This window comes from Oceanobacillus sp. NCCP-135, from assembly GCF_059698015.1.
On record NZ_BAAKSZ010000003.1, the window covers coordinates 1 to 15,207 of the forward strand.

A 15,207-nucleotide genomic window follows, 5' to 3' on the forward strand; every position below is an offset into this window, starting at 1 on the left:
ATGCGGGAAATCTGCACGTACGGTTTGATGAGAGGTCGGAGGGCGAAATCCCTCCTCCTACTCTACTCGTCTGTTAGCTCATTCCGAATGGACCAAGTTGCTGGGAGTTTCCTTCATTTCCGTTATTTGCTCCACTATTCCCACCAGTATTGCCATTGCTCATTTGTGATACAAATGGAACCATTTGCTGCATGGTTTGGCCAATACCCTGATTGTTCTTGGTCATTGTGTAAAAAGTTGCTGCCCCTACTCCGACAGATGCGATTAATGGTAACCACATTCCACCATTCTTTTGCATACCATATCATTCCTTTCTATGATGCCTTCAGACACTATTAGCATGACACGGCAGCAAAAAAAAATGCTAGGAATCATATACCAGTATAAATGGAAGCTTCAGCTGCAGCATTAAATCCTGCAAGCCTGCCGGTAACAAAGGCTGATGTAATATTATATCCGCCAGTATAACCATGAATATCCAATATTTCACCACAAAAATAGAGCCCATGCATTATTTTTGATTGCATGGTATATGGTACAATTTCTTTAATGGAAACACCGCCACCTGTAACAAATGCCTTTTCTAACGGTAAGGAACCATGGACATCAAAGGAAAAGTTTTTTATGTCATGGACAATGGCTCGGATGGATTCTTTGGAAATATTACCGGCTTTATGCTCTTCACTAATCTTATTTTTTGATAAAAGATATGTTAATAACCGTTCTGGAATAATACCTTTTATTAAATTTTTTATGGATTTTTTTGGATTAGCTTCCATTAAATTTAAAATATCCTCAAAAAGCTGATGTTCATTTTCTTCTGGAAATACGTCGAGCTTCATCGGTACCTGCTGTTGTCCTTTCATCAATTCTTTTACAACAAATTGGGAACAGCGTAATACTGCAGGACCGGACACTCCGAAATGGGTGAAAATCATGTCCATTTGATGTGTGATGATTGGTTTGTTCTTTTGATTTAATACGGTTAATGAAACATTACGTAAAGATAGTCCCTGAAGGCTTTTGTTTTTGATAAAAGCATCGTTTGATGTAAGCGCAACTTCTGTTGGGTATAGCTCTGTGATTGTATGTCCGGCTTTTTTTGCCCAACTATAGCCATCTCCCGTTGATCCTGTATGTGGAACAGCCTTTCCGCCAACAGCAATAACAAGGGCTTTAGTATTTATCTTTTCCATGTCAGACAAAATTACCGTATGCTCATCTTTATCGAAATGAACTGCTTCTACTGGAGTATTCAATCGAACTTCTACATGCAGTTCATGTAATTTATTGATCAATGCATTTACTACCGTTTTTGCCGAATTGGAAACAGGAAACATACGACCATGATCCTCTTCTTTTAAACCAACACCCATATCCTCAAAAAATTCGATAATATCATAATTATTAAAAACAGAAAATGCACTATATAAAAATTTCCCATTCCCTGGTATATGTTTGATAACCTCTTCCTGTGGAAGGCGATTTGTAACATTACATCTGCCTCCACCTGAGATAGCCAATTTTTTCCCTAGTTTATTTCCTTTTTCAATTAACATTGTTTTTGCTCCATTTTCAGCAGCAGCAATTGCTGCCATCAAACCTGATGGACCACCACCAATAACGATTACGTCAGATTGCAATTTCCTTCATTTCTTTCGTAAGTATTTTACCATTAATAAGCGAAAATCATCAATTTATTATTGACTTTGTTAAAAGCGAACTTATCTACCTGAAGTAAATGTAATAGAATCGTTATCTGTATAAGATCTATATGTGATAAAATAACGATTGTACATATAAATAGAAATTAAGGTGAAAAAATGTCGAATAATATAGTAAGAGGTGCAATGTTGCTAACAGGAGCAACATTTTTATCGAAGTTTTTAGGGATGATTTATGTCATTCCATTTAATGCTCTAGTCGGAGGAACTGGGGGGACTTTATATAATTTTGCTTATACGCCATATAATATTATACTTAGTATTTCTACAATCGGCGTACCGCTCGCTGTATCAAAGTTTGTTTCGAAATACAATTCATTAGGTGATTACGAAACAGGCAGGCGAATATTTAAAGCAGGTATTACGTTAATGCTTGTTACTGGATTTCTAGCGTTTTTGGCATTGTTTTTCAGTGCCGAATGGCTGGCTGGATTTATGATCACTAGTGAAAATCCCGAGAATATTACAGTTGCAGATCTGACATTGGTAATCCGCATGGTAAGTTTTGCTTTAATTATTATTCCTGCAACGAGTATTGTAAGAGGCTTTTTTCAGGGGCATCAATCGATGGGACCTACTGCAATTTCACAGGTTGTGGAACAGATTGTTCGAATTATATTTTTATTAATTGCAGCGTTTATTGTTATTGTTGTTTTGGATGGAACAATTTCTACTGCAGTTGGCTTTGCTACATTTGCTGCTTGTATTGGTGGGATAGCCTCGGCAATTGTTTTATGGGGATATTGGAAAAAGCGCAAGCCGGGTCTTGATAAGCAATTAGCACAGCAAACCTATACGAGTAATCTTCCAAGAAGCGAGTTATTTAAGGAATTATTCAGCTATGCAGGCCCATTTATTATTGTAGGTCTAGCCACTTCATTATACCAGCTCGTAGATACCTTTACATTTGAAAGGGCGATGGTTGCGTCAGGTAATAAAGATGTATGGGAGATCTCCCTGTCTGCGATCAATCTATATGGTCATAAGCTTGTTATTATTCCAGGCACGATTGCCACAGGACTATCCCTGGCCATTTTACCGGCATTAACGAAATCATTTACACAAAATAATCGTGCGTTATTATACCAGCAAATAAATCAAGCATTGCAAATTGTTCTCGTTCTTGTCATTCCGGCAGTTGTCGGGCTTTCGGTATTATCTTACGAGGCGTATGGTGCATTATATGGGTTAGATAAGATTGATATCACAGGATCATTACTAGCATGGTACGCACCAGTGGGGTTATTATTTGCTTTATTTACTGTTTCTTCCTCTTTATTACAGGGGATAAACCAACAAAAGTTTGCAGCTGTCAGTTTAGCAGCAGGTCTTCTTGTGAAAATATTGCTCAACATACAGCTGATCTATATGTTTGGGGCAAGAGGTGCAATTTATGGAACGATGTTAGCTGTAGGAATTGCTGTAACACTAAATATATGGCGGGTTAAAACAGCAGTACAATTTCCATTTAAAGAAGTTATTAAACGAACGATGTTAATCGGTATTTTTGTCATTATTATGTGTATTACCATCTGGATCGTCAAAGCAGTTTTCGGAACCTTCCTCCCATACAAAGATGAAAGATGGGCAACTATTCTAATGCTTGCTCTTGGTGTTGGATCTGGGGGTATTATATACATCTTCCTTGCACATAAATCAACATTGCTTGAGCGGGTGCTTGGTAAACGTTTCGGTATATTGGATCGGATATTTGGCAAATAGAAGGAGGCAATTTCAGGTGCGTCTTGATAAGCTGCTTGCCAACATGGGATTTGGCAGTAGAAAAGAAGTAAAATTATTTCTAAAGAAAAAACAGGTGAATATAAATAATGTAATCGTAAAAGATGGAAGTGCTCATATTGATCTCGAAAAGGATGTGGTAGAGGTTAATAATCAAAGGGTATTTTATCAGCAATATATTTATCTGATGATGAACAAGCCCCCGGAATATATTTCAGCTACGGTCGATAAACGGGAGAAAACAGTGATTGATCTTTTAGCTGAAGATGTTCGGCACTTTAAGGTCTTTCCTGTAGGGAGACTGGATAAAGATACGGAAGGATTATTACTACTTACAAATGATGGGGAGCTTGCACATCAATTAGTGTCACCGAAAAAGAATGTTGAAAAAACGTATTATGCTAAAATAAATGGGAAGATTACAGAAGCGGATGAGCAAAAATTCACGCAAGGTGTCATGCTGGAAGATGGTTATCAAACAAAGCCGGCAAGCTTGAAAATCCTAGAGAGTGACGCAGTTTCCAAAGTGGAGATCACAATAACTGAGGGGAAATATCACCAGGTTAAACGGATGTTTGAAGCTGTTGGGAAGCGGGTAACTTATTTAAAGCGGATAAGCATGGGGGACCTGGTTTTGGATGAAAATATAAAATTAGGTACTTACCGGGAGTTAACAGGTGCCGAATTGAACTATTGTCTTTCACTAAAAAAATAGCTGGAGGTTTTTTCATGTCAGGATTATCCCATTACTTTATAGGAATTCCGTTATCGCCTACCATACAAAATCTCTTTTCATCATGGCGGGATATGCTTAAAGGAAGAGTATTCTACAAACAATGGCTAGACAAACACGATCTACATATAACATTAAAGTTTTTAGGTGCAGTTACCGATAATAAATTAATGGAGTTAAGTAAAGAGCTTGAAAAAATAGAGAGATTAAGTGAATTTTCAATACAGGTCGGATCAATTGGTACTTTCGGCAACCCCACGAAACCACGTGTTCTGTGGGCAGGTGTAGAGAAAACGGAGACTTTAGATAATTTATATGAAAAAATTGAAACATATACAACGAATTTAGGTTTTCAAAAGGAAAATCGAAAGTACCGTCCACATATTACACTTGCAAAAAAATGGACAGGAGATACAACAATTGAAAACTTAGATAAAATAAATGGCGATTTTACGACGATGCCATTACTAAATGTCGATCATATTATCTTATATCAAATCAATCCTGCCAAAACACCAAAATATGCAGTTGTACAAAAGTTTAAGCTAAAAAAGGATGAGGGAAATGGCCCAGCTGATTAAATTACGAGATTATATTTCCCGTTATGAATGGAATGCATACCGTTATCCAAGCCAGTTTATCCGATTAAAACAGGATAATTGGAATAAACTTCAATACACTTGGAGTAACCCTTTGGAATTAAAGGAAAAGAAATTAGAAATAACGGAGAGTGATTCCAAATTTTCAAAGTGGAAAAACTTCCTTAAAAAAGATACGAAAAAGGACGTAGTAACAGAACAACAAATAAATTTACCTGATACTAAAACAGGATTAAAACAATATTTTTTAGATGAAATGTTACGTTTTCAATTAAAATGGGCAACTTCTACAGTTACGGATAAGTCATTTATGGATGAAAGCTACCATAAAGACCCGCTACTAAAATATTTCTTACAGCGATTTCCGGATATTTATCTCGTCATGTATTATCCGGTATTTCATGTTAGAAAAGCTCCTGTAGATGGGGAAATTATTTTATTAAGTCCTGTTGGAATAGAAATTATCTATGTATTGGAGGATGATCCTCAGGCGGTAATTGTGGCAGGAGATGAACGAACATGGACGATTGAAAATAGCGGAAAAGAGTCCAAAATAATTAGTCCATTAATTTCTTTAAAAAGAAACGAACAAATTATCCGAAGCATATTAAATTCAACAGATATTAATTTTTCGATCCGGAAGACTGTTTTGTCACGCACGAATAATATTGTCTTTTCCACAGAACCTTATAATTTATCTATTATTGGAAATGCAGTATACGAAGACTGGTTTCAAGAGAAACGCAAGCTGCAATCCCCTTTAAAAAGCAATCAATTAAGGGCAGTAGAAGCATTCCTAAAACATTGTCAATCTACTTCTGTTAAACGTCCGGAATGGGAAGAAGATATAAATACGCATGCTTTTATGGCTGAGGAGTAGGTAATGTATATTTTTATTGTAAATCCAACTGCCGGTAATGGACGTGCTAAGCGAATCTTTTCAAAACTTGCAAAAAGTTCCTTATACAAGGAAATGGAAAGTATATATTATTATACGGAGTATAAAGGGCATGCCGAATTACTCGCAAAACAGATAAAGGAAAATCTTGTTGAACAGGTCACCGCAATAATTGTTATCGGGGGAGACGGGACACTTCATGAAGTAATAAATGGTCTGAAAAATGATGAGATTCCAGTTTCATTTATTCCCGGGGGATCAGGCAATGATTTCGCCAGGGGGATTGGAATGAAACAAAAACCACTCGACATATTGCGTGAAATAATTACAGGTAAAAAAGAAAAGCCGTATTGGCTGGGCAATTACAAATTGGATAATAACGCTGGTCGTATTTTTGTAAATAGTATGGGGTTTGGCTTTGATGCTGAAATAGCAAAAACGGTAAACGAATCAAGTTATAAATTATTGTTTAATAAACTTCATCTTGGTACAGCTAGTTATATTATTGCACTTATACACGTTTTATTAAAGTTTAAACCAAGAGAAATTAAAATCGAAATCAATGATCAAATGCTTACTATCCATAATTGCTGGATGATAACAATTGCAAACCACCCCTATTATGGTGGTGGGATGAAAATTATTCCAAATGCTAGAATTCAGCCAAATCGTTTCCCTGTATTAATTATTCATGGAATTTCTAAATGGAAAGTGTTAGGATTGTTCATGTTTGTATTTACAGGTAAACATGTTAATTTTAAGGAAGTTGATCTCTACGAAGCTACAAAACTAAAGATTATCTTAAATGAAGCAATGTATTATCAGGTGGATGGCGAGACAAATATGTGTAAAACAGTTGTGATTCAAAAATCACCAAAGACAATTAAAGTAATGGGAATTTAATATTAATCAAAATACAGGTAATAATTTAGTTGTATAGTTGTGTTTTTATATCAATCATTATAAAATATATAGTCGAGTGCTAATTTTGAAAGATGTGAGGAATGTATGGTGGATTGGCTTAAACGCGTACTGGGTACAGGTTGGGAAGTAAAGCCTGCAGGTGGGCTAACAGGTGATGCTTATATTGCAACAAAGAATAATGAACGCCTATTTTTAAAAAGGAATTCTTCACCATTTCTGGCTGTATTGTCAGCAGTAGGTATTGTTCCTAAGCTTATCTGGACAAAACGGATGGAAAATGGTGATGTAATAACTGCCCAAGAATGGTTAGATGGCAGAGAACTTAACTCTGTAGAAATGCAGCATCATCACGTTGCTGAATTATTACATAAGATTCACCATTCCTCCGAATTGCTTTATATGCTTATGCGAATAGGAAAGAAACCCGTGACATCAGATGAAAGCTTGATTAATATGAGAGAGCGTCTTGAGTCAACGGATCTTATAACAAAATATGACAGTGTCCGTATAGCCATGAGGTATATGGAAAAATTATTGCCAATAACACGTGAACAAAAACTAGTTGTCTGTCATGGTGACTTAAACCATAATAATTTATTATTAAAAAATGAAGGTTCCCTGTATTTAGTTGACTGGGAAAACGCAATTATTGCAGATCCCGTAACAGATTATGGAATGGTGCTCAAATGGTATATTCCAAAAGAAGACTGGAATGACTGGTTGGATAATTATGGAATCTCCCGGGATGAACATTTAATTGAAAGAATGTATTGGTATTTATTACTCGATGCCCTTAACTATTTAAGTTGGCACAGTAAGCGAAATGAACCAATTAAAGTTATGGAGCGACTAAAGGATTTAAATGAACTAAATGAGCATATTAGTACATCTATTCTAAATTAGTTTGTTGTATTGCAGTAATCCAATTTTCGATATTTTGTTTATTTGTAGTAATATGCTCTGGTACATTTTGGGCATTTTCGCCTTGTCTTCCATAATTGTATATCTCAGGAAGCAGCTGCAATAACTGCTCATTAGTGATGCTATTGTTAGCTATCATTGATTGGACTAACCGCTTAATTTGTTGATATTCGGAGACATTTCCGCTATTATCTAAAGTTTGTTCATCTAAAAGATCCTGTAATAATGTTAATTGATTATTTACGGTTAAAGACATTGGTAATCACCTCGGGTATAGTTTTAGTTATTTTACTTATTATATTCAATGTTAATTTATTGCAAAGAAAGGTGTCATATATGCGTCAACGTAATAAACCATGGGCAGATGATTTTCTAAAAGATAATCCCCATATTATCATTCCAAATCCGGTTGAAAATAAAAATAAATGGCAGTCTGTATTTGGGAATAATAATCCAGTTCACATTGAAATTGGTAGTGGTAAAGGGCAGTTTCTTGTAGGAATGGCTAAGCAATATCCGGAAATAAATTTTATCGGTATAGAACTTGCCAAAAGTATTGTCGTCACAGCAGCACAAAAGGTAATCGAATCAAAATTGGATAATATATTGTTATTGAATGAAAATGCTGAGAATCTGCTAAATATTTTTGCGGAAAATGAAATAGCTTCTATTTATTTAAACTTCTCTGACCCATGGCCAAAAAATCGTCATGAGAAAAGAAGATTAACCTTCCATCATTTTCTAAAACAGTATAAAAAAACATTGACGACATCTGGTGAGATCATTTTTAAAACAGATAATCGAGGTTTATTTGAATATTCGCTTGTTAGTTTTTCAAAATTTGGAATGATACTGGAAGAAGTGAATCTGGATTTGCATGATCATCAGGATCCGCTAAATGTAATGACTGAATACGAAGAAAAGTTTACCGCAAAAGGACAGTTGATTTATCGATGCCGGGCAAGATTTGTTTAATATATAGAGGATAAAGGGCCTGTAAAGGTTCTTTTTCTTTAGGCGTTTTTTTAATAGGAATGAGCCTCCTAGCTCGCAAAAAGTGCACACTGCGGGGTCTCATCGCCTTCGCTTTTCCACAGAAGTTTTTGTGTATTTCCTTCGCTGGGATAGCTTTTTCACCTTCAAATAATTAGGGATCTTTAACAACGTACGGGGAAAATAATAGGTTTGTTTGTTTAAATACACATTATACCAGTTCCGAATAAACCAACTGATCCAACCTTCTGCGCAAAATGGGATTGAATCATAATTATTAATCGTTTTGGATCGATTCCAGCACAAGAAAAAAATATGATTATGAAGCTATACTTATGGAAAGGAAATATTCTGCCGGAGCGAGTTTTAGTGCTCAACCCTCATTAGAATAAGAGAGCGTCATGTTAGATCATTTTCATTACGGCGCATTTTCAGATAAACTTTGGAGATTAAACAGAAAACAAAAGTTACGTAAAGAGCCTTTTGATATAATTTTAGTAAATGGAAACGTTTGCAGAAAATTATATATTTAGCTACAATTTATATAGATAGAAAGGAGAAGATATGGATGGAGAAACTGCAAATTGGAAGAGCGAATTTAACATGGCTGAGTGGGGGAGTAAACTTCCTTGATGGTGGTGCAATGTTTGGAGTTGTGCCTAAAGCTTTGTGGGCAAAGAAATATCCACATAATGATAAAAACCAGATTGAATTACGAACAGACCCGATCTTATTACGGATAGATGGAAAAAATTTGTTGATTGATTCTGGTATAGGAAATGATAAATTTACGGACAAGCAATTACGGAACTTTGGTGTGCTGGAACAATCTGCTATTGAAGAATCACTTCAGAAAGTTGGCTTAACGGTGAAAGATATTGATTGTGTTATCATGACACATTTACATTTTGATCATGCATGTGGGTTAACGAAAAAAGTAGGTGATGCATATGTTTCTGTCTTTGAAAATGCAATCATTTATACGTCAGCTGTGGAATGGAATGAAATGAGAAATCCTAATATTCGTTCCAAGAATACGTATTGGGAAATGAACTGGAAGCCAATTGTGAATCAGGTAGAAACGTTCGAAAAGGAAATTGAAATAGTCCCTGGATTAAGGTTGATTCACACGAGTGGACATAGTGATGGGCATTGCATTCTGATTTTTGAAGAGGGTGAAGATTGTTTCATTCACATGGCTGATATCATGCCGACACATGCACATCAAAATAAATTATGGGCACTTGCATATGATGACTATCCTGTTAGATCAGTTCATCAAAAGGAAAAATGGATGAACTATGGATATAAACGAAATGCATGGTATACCTTTTATCATGATGCATACTATCGTGCGATTAAATTTGATATATCCGGGGAGAAGATTGATAAAATTGAACGAATGCGGTATGAGTATAAATGAATCAGACTGTGAACATCAGCTCGAGAGCCGAAACATCATCCCGAGAAGAGAAACATCATCCCAAGAGCCGGAACATCATCCCGAGAGGAGAAACATCAGCTCGAGAGCCAGAACATCATCCGACTAACTAAATGGATATGTTATTATAAAAAAGAAATCGGCTTTTTTGCCGATTTCTACTTAATTATGTGGTTTGAACAGATCCGATTACTGCACCTGTTTCCACATCTACATAAAATTCGTATTGTTTATTTTCACCATCAATACTTCGTGTAACGCCACCACGATACGCATTGTACAATAGACCGTTTTTTTCTACTTCTTCTGGCTTCATATAAATCCATGAGCCACTGATCGGACCATTTTTCTTAAACGTTTCTTTTGCTTGTTTCAAAGCTTTTTCCGGTGTTATCTTTTGAAAGTTATCAACCTGCTGTTTAGCTAAATAGCCTACAGCTACACCTAGACCTGCTGCAAGAACTGTTTTTCTTACACTCATTTTCCCTTCACCTCTTGCTAGAATTTTAATTTATCCAGTAATATTTTCTTCAATCAATAGTATACCTTAAATACAAAAAAATAGAAAATCAAACAAAAAATGATCGAATGGTGGAAACTCACTGACACTTTCCGTTATACTAAATACATTACATAGTAATGAGTTGGAGGGATATACAAATGGAGCAGGATACATTGAATCTTTTTAAAAATTTAACAGAGCTGCAGGGTGCTCCAGGGAATGAACATCTTGTACGTTCTTTTGTAAAACAGGAATTAAAAAAGTATGCAGATGAAATCATTCAAGACAACCTTGGTGGGGTTTTTGGCGTGAAACAAGGCAAAGGACCAAAAGTAATGGTGGCAGGGCATATGGATGAAGTTGGTTTTATGGTCACACAGATCACTAAAAATGGGATGATTCGTTTTCAAACATTAGGTGGTTGGTGGAGCCAGGTTCTACTAGCTCAGCGAGTTCAAATAATGACTGATAATGGCCCAGTTATCGGAGTGATTGGTTCCATTCCACCACATAATTTAACAGAGGCACAGCGTAAGAAACCAATGGAAATAAAAAATATGTTAATAGACATTGGGGCGGATGATAAAGAGGATGTAGAAAAAATCGGAGTGAAACCGGGACAGCAAATTGTTCCAATAACACCTTTTACCCCAATGGCAAACAGCAAAAAAATCCTAGCAAAGGCATGGGATAACCGTTATGGATGTGGACTTTCTATTGAATTATTAAAAGAATTGCAAAACGAAACATTGTCAAATCAGTTGTATTCGGGGGCTACGGTTCAGGAGGAAGTGGGTCTTCGTGGTGCTCAGGTTGCAGCAAATATGATTAAACCGGATATTTTCTATGCACTGGATGCATCTCCTGCAAATGATGCTTCAGGTGATAAAGAGGCATTTGGTCAGTTAGGAAAAGGAACATTGCTTCGTATCTTTGATCGTTCTATGGTAACCCATCGTGGAATGAGAGAATTTATTCTTGATACTGCAGAATCAAATGATATTCCATATCAATACTTTATTTCACAGGGTGGTACAGATGCAGGCCGTGTCCATCTTATGGGGGATGGTATACCGTCTGCTGTTATTGGGATTTGTTCCCGTTATATTCATACATCGGCATCCATTATTCATGTTGATGATTATGCGGCTGCAAAGGAACTATTGGTAAAGCTTGTGAAAGAAACAGATCAAAATACAGTGGAGCAAATTTGTAAATCTAGCTAATTTAGATAAATTGCTGCTATCAAATATGGTAGCAGCAATTTTTTCAGTAAAGGATGAATAAATAGTGGAGATTATTATCGGCTCAAAAAATCCAACAAAAATTAAAGCAGTTCAGGAAAATTTTCCAAATCATGTGATTCATTCATTAAGTGTATCTTCCGATGTATCTGCACAACCGTTTTCAGATGAAGAAACACGGCAAGGAGCAATAAATAGGGCGGTTCAGTGTATGAAGTCCAGTTCAGATGCGGTTGGTGTTGGTCTTGAAGGTGGAGTGATGTATGTGGATAACCGGTTATTTTTATGTAATTGGGGTGCGCTTGCAACTCAGGATGGAAAAATTTTTACCTCAAGTGGTGCCAGAGTAGCTTTGCCTGAAGAAATTGATGATGAATTGAAGAAGGGTAAGGAATTGGGTGATGTGATGGATATATATTCACAAAAAAAGGAAATTAGAAAAAAAGAAGGAGCAATCGGTATTTTTACAAATGAACTTGTTTCACGGCAGGAGATGTTTGCTCATGTTGTAAAATTGTTAAAGGGACAGTGGGAATACTGGTCAGACCACTGAGGCTGATGAATTGCGGGGTTTATGGACGGAGATAGCATGAACATTGCGGGTTTTTCAGAAAAAGTTGAGAGATCTTGGACCAAAGTTGAGAGAAAACGTAAGAAAGTTGAGAGATAAGCTGATATGATGCAGTTTTCTCTCAACATTAAGCGTACTTCTCTCAATTGAGCCAGTTATCTCTCCACATTACCGGGTAGCACTTCACGCTTGAGCCACCCCCGCAAATCCCCATAAAACCTGAATAATAAAGAAAGCAGCGATAACACATCGCTGCTTTCCCGTTCAATATCATTCAAAAATATAACCCAACACTTCCAATGCCTGGTCAACTGTTTCCACAGTGACATTTGCTTTATTAGAAAGCTCTTTTAATGGGTGAATTAATGATTCAGGACGAATTATAATTGTTGGTTTATTCATTGTTATTGCGGCACTTGCATCCATTGCTGTATTCCATTGTTTGTATTTATCTCCAAATAAAGCGACGACTACATCCGATTTTTGCATTAAAACCTGAGTCCGAAAATTATTTACACCTGAAGCAGCATCATCTTTATATACGCTTCCTGGCTGCTTACCTAAAATATCTTCACCGATATCATCAGATCGCCCATGGTTCGTTTGTGGTGCTACGAAAGTTAATGGCAGGTTTTTTTCCTTTGCTTTTTGTTGTACCTGCTCCCGCCAATCATCGTGAATCTGTCCAGCTAAATATACAGTTAATTCCATGTGTTATTCCTCCTAATTTATCTTATACCTACAATAGTATACAATTTTTAAAATACTCGCAAAGAAATAGAAATAGGGAGCACTCAGATGAAGGGGAAGGCTATGAATTACAGATTAGAATTGGTGGAGCTAAAATCACCATATACACTACGAAGGGCAAAAAAGACGAAGCCAAAGTAGAATTGATGAAAGTTACGAAGTCTATTGCAGTGGAAGCAAATTGATTTTCTACCATGAAATAAAGTAATATAATGAAAAGCTGTCCGTTATGGTCAGCTTTTCCTATAATTCCTGATAGTTGAAAGCGAGCAAAAACAAAGCTATGATAAACGAAGGAGATGATATGAAATGAAAACACTGGAAACAATTGAACAATATAATGAAATGACAAATAAGGAAAATGTTATTATGCTGTTTACTGCTGGCTGGTGCCCAGATTGTCGGGTTATTGAACCTGTATTACCGGAAATTGAAGCAGAATTTCCCGAATATACATTTGTGGAAGTAAACAGGGATGATTTTATAGAAATATGCCAGGAACAGGATGTGTTTGGGATCCCTAGTTTCCTTGCATATAAAAATGGTCAAGAAGCAGGAAGGTTTGTCAGCAAGGATCGGAAAACCAAAGAGGAAATTATCAAGTTCATTAAAGGATTACCTGCGTAATTCCTCCCTGAAGGAAGGAGAAGCAACTATGAAAATGACCAGTTTAAAACTGAAAAAAATATTGGAAGAACGACTATTCAATGAGAATTATCGAACGTCTTATAACAGGGACAAAGATACGTTTCGAATTGAGTGGAAAGAATCGAAGCAGGGAATGACGATTACAGTACCTAATGTTATTTCTAAATTTAATCAGCGTGGAGAAGAAGCGATTGATGAGTTGGTAGAACACATTACAGAGGCACTTAAAATAATGAATGAGGAACATCATTTAATAGGTAAGGAAAAATCTATTTATCCTGTTATCCGAGCAACTTCATTTCCAACAGAAACCAAATCGGGTGCCAAACTGCTAAATAAAGACCATACCGCAGAAACCCGCATCTTTTATGCACTTGACCTGGGAAAGTCTTATAAGCTGATTGATGAAGCTTTGCTTGAAAAAGAAGATTGGACAAAAGAAAGAATAGATGAAATCGCAACATTTAATGTTCGCTCATTGCCTGTTGATAGCAAAAAAGATCGAGTAGCAAATAATGACTTTTATTTTGTAGCAACACAAGACGGCTATGATGCCAGTAGAATATTGAATGAAGCATTTCTTGAGGAGATGAAGGCAAACGCAAAAGGCGAACTTGCTGTGGCTGTACCACATCAGGACGTATTGATAATTGCTGACATTGAAAACAAAACAGGTTATGATATATTAGCCCAAATGACGATGAAGTTTTTTGCGGAGGGAAGGATACCAATTACATCACTTTCTTTCATTTATGAGGATAGAAAATTGGAACCGGTATTTATTCTTGCAAAAAATCGACCGAAAAAGTAATAGGAGGATAAGGAAATGGACGTTTTTTATAACCCAAATGGAGTTGGTGATGTATTGATCATCCCACTTACAGATGGAAATCGCTATGAAATAAATCATGAAAATTATGGAGATATTACGAAAATTATATCGCTTGATGGTGAGACATTGGGCTATAATATTTTTCATGCATCCAAGCATTTTACTATAAAGGAAACAGGAAAAATAATGGTAACAGAGGAATTACTAAATCAAATAAAAGTTTTATTTAGCGAAAAGGAACTAAACGATTCACTTGATTTTGATTTAAGTCCTAAATTTGTCATTGGCTATGTAACTAATAAAGAAGTTCATGACCATGCTGATAAATTAAGTGTTTGTAAAGTTGATATCGGTGACGAAATATTGCAGATTGTATGCGGAGCACCAAATATTGATCAGGATCAGAGGGTAGTTGTAGCGAAAGTTGGTGCTACCATGCCAAGTGGATTAATCATTAAACCGACAGAATTAAGAGGGGTACCATCGAATGGTATGATATGTTCTCAGAGGGAATTAGGTTTACCTAATGCACCAAAAGAAAAAGGTATCTATATTCTTGATGATTCATATACCGTTGGTGAAGCATTCTCATTTTAACTAGCCTAACAACCTGAGTAGTGTACAAGGGTTGTTTTTCTTTTGCTGCTGTCTACCAATTCCTTTAAAAACTGATAAAATATAAGCTAG

The 15,207-nt window shown here is 36.1% G+C and carries 18 protein-coding genes; 13 read left to right on the forward strand and 5 right to left on the reverse strand.

Going from position 1 to position 15,207, the window contains the following annotated elements:
- Positions 1–73: 73 nt before the first annotated feature.
- Together AC6HVZ_RS02825 and AC6HVZ_RS02830 are read right to left on the reverse strand one after the other, a co-directional pair.
- Positions 74–298, reverse strand: coding sequence for a hypothetical protein (locus tag AC6HVZ_RS02825; protein ID WP_497556618.1), 225 nt, complete (start codon positions 296–298; stop codon positions 74–76).
- 73 nt (positions 299–371) lie between these two features.
- On the reverse strand, positions 372–1,643 hold the full coding sequence (locus tag AC6HVZ_RS02830; RefSeq protein ID WP_497556619.1) for a BaiN/RdsA family NAD(P)/FAD-dependent oxidoreductase: 1,272 nt from the start codon (positions 1,641–1,643) through the stop codon (positions 372–374).
- A gap of 180 nt (positions 1,644–1,823) precedes the next feature.
- On the opposite strand from AC6HVZ_RS02830, the gene AC6HVZ_RS02835 reads away from it, so the two are divergent.
- The 6 genes from AC6HVZ_RS02835 (at position 1,824) to AC6HVZ_RS02860 (ending at position 7,521) form a co-directional block, all read left to right on the forward strand.
- Positions 1,824–3,446 (forward strand): putative polysaccharide biosynthesis protein, encoded by a 1,623-nt coding sequence (locus AC6HVZ_RS02835; protein ID WP_497556620.1) that lies wholly within the window; start codon positions 1,824–1,826, stop codon positions 3,444–3,446.
- A 16-nt stretch (positions 3,447–3,462) separates the two neighbouring features.
- Complete coding sequence (locus tag AC6HVZ_RS02840) at positions 3,463–4,179, forward strand: pseudouridine synthase (RefSeq protein WP_497556621.1); 717 nt, start codon at positions 3,463–3,465, stop codon at positions 4,177–4,179.
- A gap of 14 nt (positions 4,180–4,193) precedes the next feature.
- The gene (gene thpR, locus AC6HVZ_RS02845; RefSeq protein WP_497556622.1) at positions 4,194–4,778 is read left to right on the forward strand and encodes an RNA 2',3'-cyclic phosphodiesterase; all 585 of its coding nucleotides are present in this window, start codon (positions 4,194–4,196) and stop codon (positions 4,776–4,778) included.
- Positions 4,762–5,676 carry an NERD domain-containing protein gene (locus tag AC6HVZ_RS02850; RefSeq protein WP_497556623.1) on the forward strand — a complete coding sequence of 305 codons (915 nt, stop codon included), beginning with the start codon at positions 4,762–4,764 and terminating at the stop codon, positions 5,674–5,676. The genes thpR and AC6HVZ_RS02850 overlap by 17 nt, the downstream gene beginning before the upstream one ends.
- Positions 5,677–5,679: 3 nt before the next feature.
- Positions 5,680–6,597 carry a diacylglycerol/lipid kinase family protein gene (locus AC6HVZ_RS02855; RefSeq protein ID WP_497556624.1) on the forward strand — a complete coding sequence of 306 codons (918 nt, stop codon included), beginning with the start codon at positions 5,680–5,682 and terminating at the stop codon, positions 6,595–6,597.
- Positions 6,598–6,702: 105 nt separating this feature from the next.
- Complete coding sequence (locus AC6HVZ_RS02860) at positions 6,703–7,521, forward strand: phosphotransferase family protein (RefSeq protein ID WP_497556625.1); 819 nt, start codon at positions 6,703–6,705, stop codon at positions 7,519–7,521.
- Here AC6HVZ_RS02860 and AC6HVZ_RS02865 read toward each other — a convergent pair.
- Positions 7,508–7,795 (reverse strand): YtzH-like family protein, encoded by a 288-nt coding sequence (locus AC6HVZ_RS02865; RefSeq protein WP_497556626.1) that lies wholly within the window; start codon positions 7,793–7,795, stop codon positions 7,508–7,510. The two genes, AC6HVZ_RS02860 and AC6HVZ_RS02865, sit on opposite strands and share 14 nt — an antisense overlap.
- Before the next feature lie 80 nt (positions 7,796–7,875).
- On the opposite strand from AC6HVZ_RS02865, the gene trmB reads away from it, so the two are divergent.
- Together trmB and AC6HVZ_RS02875 are read left to right on the forward strand one after the other, a co-directional pair.
- A complete protein-coding gene (gene trmB / locus AC6HVZ_RS02870; protein ID WP_497556627.1) occupies positions 7,876–8,514 on the forward strand; it encodes a tRNA (guanosine(46)-N7)-methyltransferase TrmB in 639 nt (212 codons plus the stop codon).
- A gap of 586 nt (positions 8,515–9,100) precedes the next feature.
- Positions 9,101–9,955 carry a YtnP family quorum-quenching lactonase gene (locus AC6HVZ_RS02875; RefSeq protein ID WP_497556628.1) on the forward strand — a complete coding sequence of 285 codons (855 nt, stop codon included), beginning with the start codon at positions 9,101–9,103 and terminating at the stop codon, positions 9,953–9,955.
- A 184-nt stretch (positions 9,956–10,139) separates the two neighbouring features.
- Here the strand turns inward: AC6HVZ_RS02875 and AC6HVZ_RS02880 are convergent, their stop codons facing one another.
- Positions 10,140–10,454, reverse strand: a complete 315-nt coding sequence (locus tag AC6HVZ_RS02880; protein ID WP_497556629.1) for a PepSY domain-containing protein — start codon at positions 10,452–10,454, stop codon at positions 10,140–10,142.
- 179 nt (positions 10,455–10,633) lie between these two features.
- On the opposite strand from AC6HVZ_RS02880, the gene AC6HVZ_RS02885 reads away from it, so the two are divergent.
- Positions 10,634–11,701 (forward strand): M42 family metallopeptidase, encoded by a 1,068-nt coding sequence (locus AC6HVZ_RS02885; RefSeq protein WP_497556630.1) that lies wholly within the window; start codon positions 10,634–10,636, stop codon positions 11,699–11,701.
- A gap of 64 nt (positions 11,702–11,765) precedes the next feature.
- Complete coding sequence (locus AC6HVZ_RS02890) at positions 11,766–12,272, forward strand: DUF84 family protein (RefSeq protein ID WP_497556631.1); 507 nt, start codon at positions 11,766–11,768, stop codon at positions 12,270–12,272.
- A 288-nt stretch (positions 12,273–12,560) separates the two neighbouring features.
- Here the strand turns inward: AC6HVZ_RS02890 and AC6HVZ_RS02895 are convergent, their stop codons facing one another.
- A complete protein-coding gene (locus AC6HVZ_RS02895; RefSeq protein ID WP_497556632.1) occupies positions 12,561–13,001 on the reverse strand; it encodes a YtoQ family protein in 441 nt (146 codons plus the stop codon).
- A gap of 348 nt (positions 13,002–13,349) precedes the next feature.
- On the opposite strand from AC6HVZ_RS02895, the gene AC6HVZ_RS02900 reads away from it, so the two are divergent.
- Genes AC6HVZ_RS02900 through ytpR form a run of 3 tightly spaced genes read left to right on the forward strand, consistent with a single transcriptional unit; the run spans position 13,350 to position 15,117 of the window.
- Positions 13,350–13,667, forward strand: coding sequence for a thioredoxin family protein (locus AC6HVZ_RS02900; RefSeq protein ID WP_497556633.1), 318 nt, complete (start codon positions 13,350–13,352; stop codon positions 13,665–13,667).
- A 28-nt stretch (positions 13,668–13,695) separates the two neighbouring features.
- Positions 13,696–14,499 carry a DUF1444 domain-containing protein gene (locus tag AC6HVZ_RS02905; RefSeq protein WP_497556634.1) on the forward strand — a complete coding sequence of 268 codons (804 nt, stop codon included), beginning with the start codon at positions 13,696–13,698 and terminating at the stop codon, positions 14,497–14,499.
- Between the two features lie 15 nt (positions 14,500–14,514).
- Positions 14,515–15,117 (forward strand): YtpR family tRNA-binding protein, encoded by a 603-nt coding sequence (gene ytpR / locus AC6HVZ_RS02910; protein WP_497556635.1) that lies wholly within the window; start codon positions 14,515–14,517, stop codon positions 15,115–15,117.
- Positions 15,118–15,207 lie beyond the last annotated feature (90 nt).

What these genes read in the sequence shown, in the direction of transcription:
- AC6HVZ_RS02825 (WP_497556618.1), bottom strand. Translation starts at nt 298, where the DNA reads ATGCAAAAGAATGGTGGAATGTGGTTACCATTAATCGCATCTGTCGGA.
- AC6HVZ_RS02835 (WP_497556620.1), top strand. Translation starts at nt 1,824, where the DNA reads ATGTCGAATAATATAGTAAGAGGTGCAATGTTGCTAACAGGAGCAACA.
- thpR (WP_497556622.1), top strand. Translation starts at nt 4,194, where the DNA reads ATGTCAGGATTATCCCATTACTTTATAGGAATTCCGTTATCGCCTACC.
- AC6HVZ_RS02850 (WP_497556623.1), top strand. Translation starts at nt 4,762, where the DNA reads ATGGCCCAGCTGATTAAATTACGAGATTATATTTCCCGTTATGAATGG.
- AC6HVZ_RS02855 (WP_497556624.1), top strand. Translation starts at nt 5,680, where the DNA reads ATGTATATTTTTATTGTAAATCCAACTGCCGGTAATGGACGTGCTAAG.
- AC6HVZ_RS02860 (WP_497556625.1), top strand. Translation starts at nt 6,703, where the DNA reads ATGGTGGATTGGCTTAAACGCGTACTGGGTACAGGTTGGGAAGTAAAG.
- AC6HVZ_RS02865 (WP_497556626.1), bottom strand. Translation starts at nt 7,795, where the DNA reads ATGTCTTTAACCGTAAATAATCAATTAACATTATTACAGGATCTTTTA.
- trmB (WP_497556627.1), top strand. Translation starts at nt 7,876, where the DNA reads ATGCGTCAACGTAATAAACCATGGGCAGATGATTTTCTAAAAGATAAT.
- AC6HVZ_RS02875 (WP_497556628.1), top strand. Translation starts at nt 9,101, where the DNA reads ATGGAGAAACTGCAAATTGGAAGAGCGAATTTAACATGGCTGAGTGGG.
- AC6HVZ_RS02880 (WP_497556629.1), bottom strand. Translation starts at nt 10,454, where the DNA reads ATGAGTGTAAGAAAAACAGTTCTTGCAGCAGGTCTAGGTGTAGCTGTA.
- AC6HVZ_RS02885 (WP_497556630.1), top strand. Translation starts at nt 10,634, where the DNA reads ATGGAGCAGGATACATTGAATCTTTTTAAAAATTTAACAGAGCTGCAG.
- AC6HVZ_RS02895 (WP_497556632.1), bottom strand. Translation starts at nt 13,001, where the DNA reads ATGGAATTAACTGTATATTTAGCTGGACAGATTCACGATGATTGGCGG.
- AC6HVZ_RS02900 (WP_497556633.1), top strand. Translation starts at nt 13,350, where the DNA reads ATGAAAACACTGGAAACAATTGAACAATATAATGAAATGACAAATAAG.
- AC6HVZ_RS02905 (WP_497556634.1), top strand. Translation starts at nt 13,696, where the DNA reads ATGAAAATGACCAGTTTAAAACTGAAAAAAATATTGGAAGAACGACTA.
- ytpR (WP_497556635.1), top strand. Translation starts at nt 14,515, where the DNA reads ATGGACGTTTTTTATAACCCAAATGGAGTTGGTGATGTATTGATCATC.